Below are 12056 nucleotides of genomic sequence, written 5' to 3'. Positions count from 1 at the left end.
GAAATGCACATTCGTACTGACGACAATTAATTGTCATGTTATAATCCCATATATCTGTTCCTCTATGGCGAACTATCAAAATCCCGATAAGGATGTGATCGATGTATCAAACATGGTCAATCCCGCGGATCTTCGAATCCCGACCCAGAGCAACCTACCCGGACCGGAACAAGAACCGGAATACCTGGAAGACATCAAGCTGGGCAAAAAATACGAAACACGACTGAACCTCAGCCCGGACGAAATTAAATGGCTCAATACATTCTATTGCTTTCGCAACGCCTTTAACAGCATTGAAGGCTGTGAAATCGCCATCGTCAAGCTTTTCCTGCTCACCGTAAAGGCACTCAATAAACGCCTGAAAAAGGAAGAAAGCAGCCTGGAACAGGAAATCACCCGTATCCGGGAAAAATCGTTACAATCTCCCGAATACTTCATCGGATACGATAATATGTATATCCAGCAGGCAGCCGAGGCAGAAGCGTTTTATACCATCTATAAAAAGGCAGAAGCCATTGTAAGAACCGCCTGGGGACATAAACGTAAAATCTCCTCTGAGTATACCAGCTACAGCACCCCAGCCAAAGACCAGTTTAACAGTAAATTAGGTCCTCTGGTAGACGAAATCGTGGCCTACCTGCAGCCTACTATCGGGAAAACGGACGAGCAGATAGAACTGGAGCTAAACGCCGCCACCACCACCCGTTGGAAAGACAGAATGAATGAGATCACCGCTGCTTATTCAAAGGATAAAACAGTAGAAGAACTCTACCGCCTGGGAACACAGAACCTGCGCAATCCCGCCAGGGAAAACATCTACTACGAAGCTGCCCGGTTCCTGGCCCCATACGACAAACCAGAAACGCTTAAATTTTACCTCCATTATATTTACCACGACCTCAAGTCGCCCAAATTTGATCAGAAAGAGCTAAATAAATCCATCCAGAAAAAGCTCTTTACAGATGAATCCCAATTGGCCGAATTCCTGACCATCGTCAATGGTTTGATCAAAGACCAGAACCTGGTAAGGGCATTGATCCAGGTAGACAAGATCTGCCAGCCCAAACGACGCAGAATTGAGCTGGATCACGAGCAGATCCAGATGGTCACCGAAGCCCACAGTATTACTGTCGAAACTTTAAATGGCTACCTGCAGGAGGAAGAGGTCATCTTCATTCCCGAACCGGAGAAGGAACCCTTACCCGAGTCAGCAACCCCTTTAAGCCCGCTACAGGTCGAGTTCTTAAAACTCTTTCCTGATGACTACCAGGTGAGCGCAAGTGATGTAGAAGCATTTGCACTGGGCAAAGGGCTGTTCAAAAACCAGTTGCTCGACAGTATCAACGAAACCTGCTACGAAGTACTGGATGATGTGCTCATCGAAGAAGATGACGATCAATATACTATCAATGTTAATTATTATACACAAATACTCTCCTAAATGTCATTGAATATTAAGCCCAAAGAAGTAACTGCAATCATTAATTCCTTATTAGGTGGTGTAGTCCCAAAGATTGGTGTACAACATATCACCGTAGGTCGTTCAGCAGAAGTAGATGCTTTCCTGCATGCGCTGGAAGATGTGAAAAATGGCCACAGCATTGTGAAATTCTGGATAGGTGATTTTGGATCGGGTAAGTCTTTTATGATGCACCTGCTGAATACCGTTGCCCTGAAACAGAAATTCGTAGTGACAAATGCGGACTTTACACCTGATAACCGTCTATATGCAAATGATGGAAAAGCAGTCGTATTGTATTCAGCTATCATGGATAACATCGCTATCCAGACGAAGCCTGAAGGCGGTGCATTGCCTACCTTATTGGATAAATGGATCGAGCAGATCATGATCAATACTGCGCAGGAAAATGGAATATCTCCTACTGAAATCCGCAATGAACAATATATAGAACTGATTCAGCGGAATATTCTGAAGACGGTGAATGAAGTCACAGAAGTAGGTGGATTTGATTTTGCGCATGTGATCATGAAATACTATGAGGGCTTTATCAGGCATGATGAGCAGCTGAGAAGAAATGCATTGAAATGGCTGAAAGGAGAATATAAAACAAAGGTTGAAGCAAGGCAGGAATTAGGTGTTCGGGAGATTATCAATGACCTGAACTATTATGATATGCTGAAGAATTTCACGAAGCTGTTTGTAAGTATCGGGTATAGTGGTTTTATGATCAATCTGGATGAGGCGATCAATTTGTACAAGATATCCACCTCTGCGATGCGTGAAAAGAATTATGAAAAAATCCTCTCTATCTATAATGATTGTTTCCAGGGTAAGGTGAGTAACCTGTTTATCAACTTTGCCGGTACGGCTGAGTTCCTGGAGAATCCAAGAAGAGGGTTGTTCAGTTATCAGGCGTTAAAATCAAGACTGGAAACCAATAAATTCGAAAACCAGTTGGTGCGCGATTTTGCGCAGCCGGTAATCAGGTTGATGCCACTGAATAATAATGAAATCTTTGTATTGCTCAAGAAGTTGAAGGCGGTCTTTGAATTGAATTATAACATTACGATGGATGTGAGTGATGAGGATGTTCGGTTGTTTATGGAAGAGTTATATAATAAGCCGGGTGCGAATGAGTTCCTGACACCACGTGAAGTGATTCGCGATTTTCTGAATGTATTGAGCATTATCCGTCAGAATCCGAATATTAACAAGCAACAGTTGTTTGGAGATATACAGGTGAAGGATGAAAGACCAAATGAAACCTTATTAGCTGATATAGAAGAATTATAATCGTGTACGAACTATTATCAGAACCGATTCGGCGGTATGTAAGAGAGCAGGGGTGGGAGAGTTTACGTCCCATTCAATCCGCTTCTATTCAGAAAGTATTACAATCTGAAGATAACCTGATTCTTGCTTCCCGTACCGCTTCCGGAAAAACTGAAGCTGCTTTTTTGCCTATTCTTTCCAAGGTGAATTTTAATGAACGGGGAGTGCAGGTATTGTATATTTCTCCTTTAATTGCGTTGATAAACGATCAGTTTTTCCGTGTAGAAGAGCTATGCAAACATCTCGATGTACCAGTGACCAAGTGGCATGGAGAAGCAAATCGCACATTGAAAGAAAAGCTGGTAAATGATCCGGGGGGAATTGTGTTAATAACTCCTGAGTCGATAGAGGCGATGTTGGTGAATGCGGCTTATAAGGCCAAGGCGTTATTCAGTAATCTGAAGTTCATTGTGATTGATGAGATACATGCTTTCTTAGGAACGGATCGGGGAAAACAATTGCAGTCACTGCTTTTTCGGATACGTGAATTAAATGCCGGCAATGTCCGTGTAATTGGCTTGTCCGCTACCATTGGCAGCTATGAACAGGCAAAGGAGATGGCAGGTCCTGAAAATACAACGAAGATCTTACGTGATACCACAAGTAAGGAAATAGAAACAGAATTCAGATATTTCGAACAGGAAGGAGCAGAATTACCACTCGCTTTAATCAAAGATCTGTATCTGAATGTATGCAATAATAAAGTGCTCATATTCCCCAATGCGAGAGGTCTGGCAGAAGAAGTCGCTGTAAAACTGCATAAGATATCACAAAAAGTAGGAGGGCACCCTTATTACTTTTCGCATCATTCCTCCGTTCATAAAGAGTTGCGCGAATACATCGAAGAATTCGCCAGGAACAATGTTCGTTTTCCATTTACTATAGCCTGTACCTCTACCCTGGAATTAGGTATCGACATTGGCTCTGTAGATAAAGTAGTACAAATAGATGCTACGCATTCAATCGCCAGCCTGATTCAACGAATCGGACGAAGTGGTAGAAGAGGAAATGAAACAAGTAAATTGTCATTGTATGCCACTGATCCGTGGAGCCTGTTACAGTCAGTTGCCTGCATGACTTTATTTGAAGGGGAAGGGTTTGTAGAACCAATTGAATATACTGAAAAGCCTTATGATATCTTACTACATCAGGCATTGGCTTTAGTTCGTCAGCTTTCGGAGTGTACACAGGAAGAACTGGTGCATAGATTATCCATCAATACAGCATTTAAATACATAACAGTCGATGAGATCAAGGAAATATTACTCCATCTGATCCAAACAGATCTGCTTGAATTTATAGGCGGTAAGCTGATCATAGGGATAGAAGGGGAGAAGATCGTCAATACTAAAGACTTTTATAGCGTATTCCAAACTGATACTTTGTTGAAAGTCCGGTGTCAGGATAAGCCTATAGGAGAAGTCCCCTTTTCTCCCCAGATCGTAGTTAATAACAATATGCTGTTGGCAGCCAGAATCTGGAAAATAGTAGATGTAGATCTGCCCACAAAGAGAATAACCGTGGTTCCTGCGATGGATGGTAAGAAGCCTTTATTCTCCGGTTCTGGTGCTGATATTCATCCCAAAATCCGCGAACAGATGCTGCGCTTGCTGGTGAGGGAAGAAAAGATGCCAAACCTTAGTGACGATGCAAAAGAAGCAATTCGTCAATTAAAATTGGATTTTGAATTATATACAATTGAAAATCTGGAAACGGATCGCCCTTTGAAAGTACAGATCAAGGAGATGTACTGGTATTCTTTTCAGGGCACCAAAACCAATCGTAGCCTGGCTTTTCTGTTTGACGCTGCTAATATTAAAAACAATTTGAGGGAAGATGAAAGCATGTTCGAATTTAAGGCCGGTGACTTTGAATTAATCATTCAAAAAGCAATGAAGGCTTATGACCAACTTGCATCTGTTTTGGAGAGCGCTGTTCAGAATGAGCCCCTCATGCTTGCATTTTCAAAATTCGGTAGCTATCTCCCACTCAAATACCAGGTGCAATTAGTAAGAGATAAACGCTTCAACTTCGAATCCGCCATGGATTTCTTAAGCGCTGTTCACATTTCACAAACTCACTCCTGACACCCTCCTCCAGCGGGTTAGGACAACTATCTCCCAACCCGCTGACTACCATCATTCCCCTCCCAAAATAATCTCCCTATCTTCTCGCCTTACTATTATTTCCGCGTCAGTCATGAATATGAATTACAGACTCATCTCAATTTTCCTATTACTGCTTTCCCTCTCCGCCCGGTCTCAAAATCCTGTCGCCAACCCGGCTTCACAAGTGACCATCGGCTCCGCCCGCTTTACCATTCTCACACCCAGCCTCATCCGCATGGAATGGAATGAAAAAGCCGCCTTCGAGGACAAAGCCTCTCTCGTTTTTATCAACAGAAACCTCCCTGTCACCCCTTTCCAAAAAAAGGAAGCAGGCGAATTTCTCGAAATAAAAACGACCCATCTTACCCTGCGCTACAAAAAGAACGCAGGCAAGTTTTCCAAAGACAACCTGAAGATTACTTTCACCCTCAACGGTCGTAAAGTTGACTGGGTACCCGGTCTCAAAGATTCTTTAAATCTAAAAGGCACCACACGCACCCTCGATCAAACTGACGGTGATGCAAAACTGGAAGATGGCCTTCTCTCTAAAAGTGGCTGGACCCTGATCGACGATTCCAATCAACTCCTCTTCGACGGTGACAAAGACTGGAACTGGGCCACCACAAGAAATGAAGGTGACAAACAAGACTGGTACTTCTTCGGCTATGGGCATGAATACAAGAAAGCCTTATACGATTATACCCGTATAGCTGGAAAGATCCCCATGCCACCTAAATATGCATTCGGCTACTGGTGGTCACGGTACTGGACATATTCTGACACTGAACTCAGAGGTCTCCTCAACGACTTCACCACCTACAATATCCCCATCGATGTACTGATTATCGATATGGATTGGCACTATACCTGGGGACTTAACAAAGACTGGAAAAGAGATATGATGGGCGAACCTACAGGATGGACAGGTTATACCTGGAATAAAAACCTCTTCCCTGAACCGGAAGAATTTTTAACCTGGGCACATCAGCGTGGTGTGAAAACCGCTCTGAACCTGCACCCGGCTTCCGGTATCGCTCCAATGGAAGCACAGTATAATTGCTTCGCAAAAGCTTATGACTTTGATACCACCGGCAAGAAAAATATCCCTTTCAAAATAGAAGATAAAAAATGGGCGCAAATTTACTTTGACAGCGTGCTGCATCCTATCGAAAAACAAGGGATTGATTTCTGGTGGCTCGACTGGCAGCAATGGCTGGAAAACCGCAACCTGAAAGGCCTGAGCAATACATGGTGGTTAAACTATACCTTCTTCACCGACAAGCAAAGAGAAGGTGGCAGACCACTCTTATTCCATCGCTGGGGTGGTTTAGGTAACCATCGTTATCAGATCGGTTTCTCTGGCGATAGCCGCAGTACCTGGGCGTCACTGGCTTACCAGCCATACTTTACAGCCACTGCAAGCAACGTAGGGTATGGCTATTGGAGTCATGACATCGGTGGTCACGTAGCCGATAATCCTGATCCTGAATTGTACCTCCGCTGGATACAGTTTGGTACATTTAGCCCGATATTCAGAACACACTGTTCAAAGAGTGCTTTCAACGAACGTAGGATCTGGAAGTTCCCTGAACACTATAAAATGATGCTGAAAGCTTACGAGCTCAGGTATGCACTAAATCCATATATCTATACGGCTTCACACGAAGCCTTTGATTCAGGTGTATCCATCTGCCGTCCTATGTACTATGATTATCCTGAATCACCGGAAGCTTATACAGCCAAAGAGCAGTACATGTTCGGCGGTGATATGATCGTGGCGCCAATTACTGCAAAAGCAGATAGCATCACACACCTTGCAGGCAAAAAGGTTTGGTTACCTGCCGGTCAATGGTTCGATTATTTCTCCGGTGGCCTGACTACAGGAAACAAATTTGTAGAAAATAAATATACGCTGGACCAGGTACCAGTATTTATCAAAGCAGGAAGTATTATTCCGATGTATGGAAATATTAAAAACCTGCAAAAGCAATCTGACACGCTGGTATTGACTGTAATCCCTGGTGGTAGCGGTGCTACGAAGTTGTATGAAGATGATGGAAACTCTGAAGAATACAAAGACAAAGGTTACAGCTTTACTGCTATCAGAAATGTAGTGGCTGCGGATGGTGCGATGGTATTGACGATCTCTCCCCGCGAAGGAAGTTATAAAGGAATGTCTGCAAGTAGAAGTTACGAAATAAAATATCCTTCTATCTATCCACCTGCCAGTATATCTATCAATGGCCAGCCTGCCACCTATACATATTCAGCTGACAGACTGATGGCTACTATAAGTATCCCTGCTACTTCCTGTGCAGAACAGATCGAAGTAAAAGTAATACCTGATGCTGCAGGCAAAGGAAAAGAAGACCTGCTCTACAAAGCAGCGTTGATATTATCCCGCTTATCACAATCTACAGAAGATATGAAGTATGAAACTGCCAGGATAGACTGGGTAGCAAATACTTCAGATTGTATCCTGGCGCTGTCTGCTATTCCAGGTATGATCAATTATCATCCTGAGCAAACAGTAGCATTGGTTGAGAAATTGAATAAAGAAATTCTCCCTTGTATACAAACAATGAAAGCTTATCCCGGGGTGGATGCAAACACACTTAGAAAAATAACAGCGCCACTGGAAGCAGGTAAATAAAAAGATATATATGTAAAGCTAAAAGAAAACAGATATTAGAAATAAAAAGGGTTCATGATCTCGTTCATGAACCCTTTTTATTTTTTAAAATAGATTGACTATCTTTTCAAAAAATAAGATTGTCAAATGCCTCAATTCACCTTACCCTACTTTGGATCCATTGACTCCGACGTGCTGGAAAATAGTTATGATACAGAAATTAGGTTAGCTGGCCACGATATTGAACTAGAGCTGAACTTTGCAGATAAGCGTATCGAACTCTCCAGTTTACAAATTCTGAAGAAATATCTCGATAATATTGATGATCACTTATTAAAAACCAAAGAATTCATCGATGAAAATTATTCAGATGAAGACGCTGAAGATGGAGTCCGTTTCTATTTTGAATTTCACAAAGAAGAGTCAGAAATCGAGGAACTGGGCGTCAACGCAACAGATGACCTGGACGAGCAATTATTAAAGAAGATCCATCCAATCCGGATAGTCCTTTACCCGGATAGTCATCAGTTTGCTGTATATAATTATACCTTCGGCGAAGACTTTACAAATTACATCCTAGTCATCACGACCGACGAAGACGGTGACCTTTCATACATCACCGTAGAAAGTTAAAAAAAAGGGTGTCTGCCAGACACCCTCCCTGATTTATTTCGCTATCAGCGCCGTCCCTTCAAATCCTATCCCATCCCAGCCATGCTTCATAAACTGCCTGATATTCTGATGATCCGTAGCTTCCGGATGTCCTAATACCGCCTGATAATGTTCTGCAAACAATAACAGCGTATCCTCCTTACTCCAGCCATTCAATTGCGCAAACGCAAACACCTTTGCACTCCCCTGATTCTGTGTCGCTTCATTATACGCATCTCCATTCTTAAAAGCCGTAGCCTGATGTGTATACCCCGCTTCAATAAACTCAATCACATCTTTAAATGAAATTGAATTCTCCTTTAATTTATTTAACAATTGCTCTTTCATACCCTCAAAAATATAAATTTCTCCAATAACTCAATCCCATCGGTAATTTAATAAATAACTAAAAGTATCGCTTTCGACTATGGCCTAACCAATACTTTTATTATATTTATCGCCATGCCAATATAATAATACTAAATATGAAAAACGGTCTCAACGGAGTAGCCATCATTGCAACCCTGCTTTGCTGCTCTCTACAACCTCACAATCTGTATGCGCAATCTAATGAATGGCTGGACCCAAATGTCAATGCGGTAAACCGCCTGCCAATGCATACAAACTTTTTTCCTTATGAAAATGAAAGCCTCGCCAGACAAGGCGTGAAAGAGCACTCGGCGAACTTCCTTACCATGAATGGTTACTGGAAATTCAACTGGGTACCTGACGCCGATGCACGTCCGACGGACTTTTTCAAACAAGGGTTTAATGATAAGGGATGGAAAGAAATGCAAGTTCCCGGTATATGGGAATTGAACGGCTATGGTGATCCGATGTATACCAACATCGAATATCCATGGCATTTGCAGGCGCCTCTGAATCCACCTGTCGTTCCTGCAGAAAAGAACCATGTTGGCTCTTATCGCAAAGAAATCACAGTGCCGGCATCCTGGTCTGGAAAACAGATTATCGCTCATTTCGGTTCTGTTACTTCCAATATGTACTTATGGGTAAATGGTCAATATGTAGGCTATAGTGAAGACAGCAAGCTCGAAGCGGAGTTTGACCTGACTAAATATCTCAGGCCTGGCCAACCTAACCTGATCGCTTTCCAGGTATTCCGCTGGTGTGATGGTAGCTATCTGGAAGACCAGGATTTCTGGCGACTCACCGGTGTAGGCCGGGATTGTTATCTCTTTGCAAGAGGTAATGTACATGTAGAAGATCTCAGGATTACACCTGAATTAGATGATCAGTACAAAGATGCCAGCCTGCTCGTAAACCTGCAACTTAAAGGAGATGCAGCGACCGAAGTACAGTTATTTGATAGAAAAGGAAACCTGGTGACCAGTACACAATCTAAAGGTACAGGTTTGCAAAAGCTTTCATTGAAAGTGAATGACCCCGAGAAGTGGTCAGCCGAAAATCCTTATCTGTACCAGGTTTTAGTAACAGTGAAAACAAAAGATAAAGTAACGGAAGTGATCCGCCAGCAGGTAGGCTTCCGTAAGGTTGAAATCAAAAATGCGCAGCTGCTTGTCAATGGTCAGCCAGTATTGATAAAGGGCGTGAATCGTCACGAAATGGATCCTGACTTTGGCTATGCGGTATCTCCACAGCGTATGATGGAAGACATTCGTTTGATGAAAGAGTTAAATGTAAATGCAGTCCGTACCTGTCATTACCCTGACGATAATCTTTGGTATGACCTCTGTGATCAATATGGTATTTACCTGGTGGCAGAAGCAAATCTTGAATCCCATGGTATGGGATATGGCGAGAAGACCCTTGCCAAAAATCCTGCTTATGCCAAAGCACACCTGGAACGGAATGAGCGTAATGTACAGCGCAACTATAATCATCCTGCTGTGATCATATGGTCGTTGGGGAATGAAGCCGGTTTCGGTCCAAACTTCGAAGCCTGCTACAAATGGATCAAAGAAGATGACAAAACCCGTCCTGTACAATTTGAACAAGCCGGCACGAACGATTTTACAGATATCTACTGCCCGATGTACTTATCTCCGGCAGCATCTGAAAAATACAGCCAGGGTAATATCAATAAACCGCTCATCCAATGTGAATATGCACACGCAATGGGTAACTCAGAAGGTAATTTCAAGGAATACTGGGAACTGGTGCGTAAATATCCTAAGTACCAGGGTGGCTTTATATGGGATTGGGTAGATCAGTCCCTACATATAAAAAATGCTCAGGGTCATACCTTTTACGCCTATGGTGGCGACTTCAATAAATATGATCCTTCTGATAACAACTTCCTGGATAATGGTCTCATCTCTCCTGACAGAAGACCTAATCCGCATGCATATGAAGTAGGTTACTTTTACCAGAATATCTGGGCATCTGCGGCAGACTTGTCAAAAGGACAGGTAACGATTTACAATGAAAATTTCTTCCGTAATCTGGATAACTATTATGCTGAATGGGAGTTGCTGGCAGATGGAGAAAAATTACAGTCAGGCGTTCTTTTGAATCTCGATGTACCCCCTCACCAGAAAAAAGTATTCAACCTGGATTATGATCTTCCTTCAGGGAAAGAAGTACTATTGAATATCAGCTTCAAATTGAAAAAAGCAGAAACCCTGCTTCCGGCAGGATTTATAGTGGCGAAAAACCAATTGAATATTGCTGGTTATAATTTCAATTACGCATTAGCAGGGAATGATCGTGCAGATTCACTGCATGTGCAGGATAATGATGAAAATTACCTGATTGTTAAAAACAATAAAATACACATTGAATTCGACAGGCACAATGGCTTTCTGAATCAATATGTGATCGCAGGCCAGTCTATGTTGAAAGAAGGTACATACCTGTCTCCTAATTTCTGGCGTGCACCGACAGATAATGACTTCGGAGCAGGGCTGCAGCATCGATTCCGTGTGTGGAAAAACCCTGAATTGAAACTGACCTCTTTTAATAGTCAACGTAAAGATGGAATTATTACCATTCAGGCCAGCTACGATATGCCGGCTGTATCCGGAAAATTGTCACTTACTTATGAGATCTCTAATGAAGGGGCTATAAAGGTAACACAAGACCTGACAGCAGATAAGAGTGCGAAAGTATCAGATATGTTCCGCTTCGGTATGAAACTGCAAATGCCTAAAGATGCTGATCACATAAAATATTATGGCCGTGGTCCGGGCGAAAATTATAGCGATAGAAACAGTGCAGCGCAGCTGGGTGTATATTCACAAACCGTAGATCAACAGTTCTATCCTTACATCCGTCCACAGGAGACAGGTACCAAAACAGATGTACGCTGGTGGAATCAAATAACGGTGGGAGGAAACGGGTTACGTTTTTCCAGTGATACGACATTCTCTATATCTGCATTAAATTATTCAATAGATGCATTGGACGATGGAGATAAAAAACATCAGCGTCATAGTGAATTACTACAACCAGAACCAATCACGAATATATGTATTGATAAAGCACAGATGGGATTAGGAGGTATCGACAGCTGGGGAAGGCTGCCGCTCGAAAAGTACCTCCTGCATTACCAGGATTATCACTTTACATTTATGATCACGCCAATTAAGAATGGCTTTTAAAATTTAAAAGGTGGTTGTCATAAATAAATGAAACTCCTTAGAACCTCATAATAGGAACCTCGCTCTATCAAGGTATCCGAATGAAAAGAGCGTGTAACTTTTGATACACGCTCTTTTATTTTATTGCTTAGTTGATTTAAGATGTATACCTTTTTAATTGCGTGATCATTTTATCAGTCAGAGAAGTATACTCATCTTCATATTTTTTCCACAACTCATCTCTTGATGTATCCTTCCCTTTTGCCTGCCCTTCCCACAACACAGACATAATACCTCCGTATTCGAGA

At 42.4% G+C, this 12056-nt stretch carries 8 protein-coding genes; 6 read left to right on the top strand and 2 right to left on the bottom strand.

The genetic code is table 11. The features are described from left to right. Positions 1 to 64 precede the first annotated feature (64 nt). The 5 genes from BW716_RS02370 to BW716_RS02350 all read left to right on the top strand — a co-directional run bounded on the left by BW716_RS02370 (position 65) and on the right by BW716_RS02350 (position 8167). A complete protein-coding gene (locus tag BW716_RS02370; protein ID WP_083720568.1) occupies positions 65 to 1441 on the top strand; it encodes a tellurite resistance TerB C-terminal domain-containing protein in 1377 nt (458 codons plus the stop codon). Then, the gene (locus tag BW716_RS02365) at positions 1442 to 2755 is read left to right on the top strand and encodes an ATP-binding protein (RefSeq protein WP_083720566.1); all 1314 of its coding nucleotides are present in this window, start codon (positions 1442 to 1444) and stop codon (positions 2753 to 2755) included. Between the two features lie 2 nt (positions 2756 to 2757). Beyond that, positions 2758 to 4881: a DEAD/DEAH box helicase gene (locus BW716_RS02360; protein ID WP_220388702.1), complete on the top strand. Its 2124-nt coding sequence runs from the start codon at positions 2758 to 2760 to the stop codon at positions 4879 to 4881. A gap of 118 nt (positions 4882 to 4999) precedes the next feature. Beyond that, complete coding sequence (locus BW716_RS02355; RefSeq protein ID WP_179090971.1) at positions 5000 to 7555, top strand: glycoside hydrolase family 31 protein; 2556 nt, start codon at positions 5000 to 5002, stop codon at positions 7553 to 7555. A 126-nt stretch (positions 7556 to 7681) separates the two neighbouring features. Further along, a complete protein-coding gene (locus BW716_RS02350) occupies positions 7682 to 8167 on the top strand; it encodes a DUF2004 domain-containing protein (protein WP_083720559.1) in 486 nt (161 codons plus the stop codon). Positions 8168 to 8200: 33 nt separating this feature from the next. Here BW716_RS02350 and BW716_RS02345 read toward each other — a convergent pair whose 3' ends face one another. Beyond that, positions 8201 to 8533 (bottom strand): HopJ type III effector protein, encoded by a 333-nt coding sequence (locus BW716_RS02345; protein WP_083720557.1) that lies wholly within the window; start codon positions 8531 to 8533, stop codon positions 8201 to 8203. 137 nt (positions 8534 to 8670) lie between these two features. Between BW716_RS02345 and BW716_RS02340 the strand changes: the two genes are divergently transcribed. Then, positions 8671 to 11769, top strand: a complete 3099-nt coding sequence (locus tag BW716_RS02340; protein WP_083720555.1) for a glycoside hydrolase family 2 TIM barrel-domain containing protein — start codon at positions 8671 to 8673, stop codon at positions 11767 to 11769. A gap of 136 nt (positions 11770 to 11905) precedes the next feature. Here the strand turns inward: BW716_RS02340 and BW716_RS38415 are convergent, their stop codons facing one another. Further along, entirely contained in the window at positions 11906 to 12037 is a 132-nt protein-coding gene (locus BW716_RS38415) for a hypothetical protein (protein WP_255373853.1), read from the bottom strand. Between the last annotated feature and the right edge of the window lie 19 nt (positions 12038 to 12056).

The sequence above is a fragment of the [Flexibacter] sp. ATCC 35208 genome, from assembly GCF_001975825.1.
Lineage (GTDB): Bacteria > Bacteroidota > Bacteroidia > Chitinophagales > Chitinophagaceae > Chitinophaga.
This window is presented reverse-complemented; position numbering and strand designations above follow the sequence as displayed.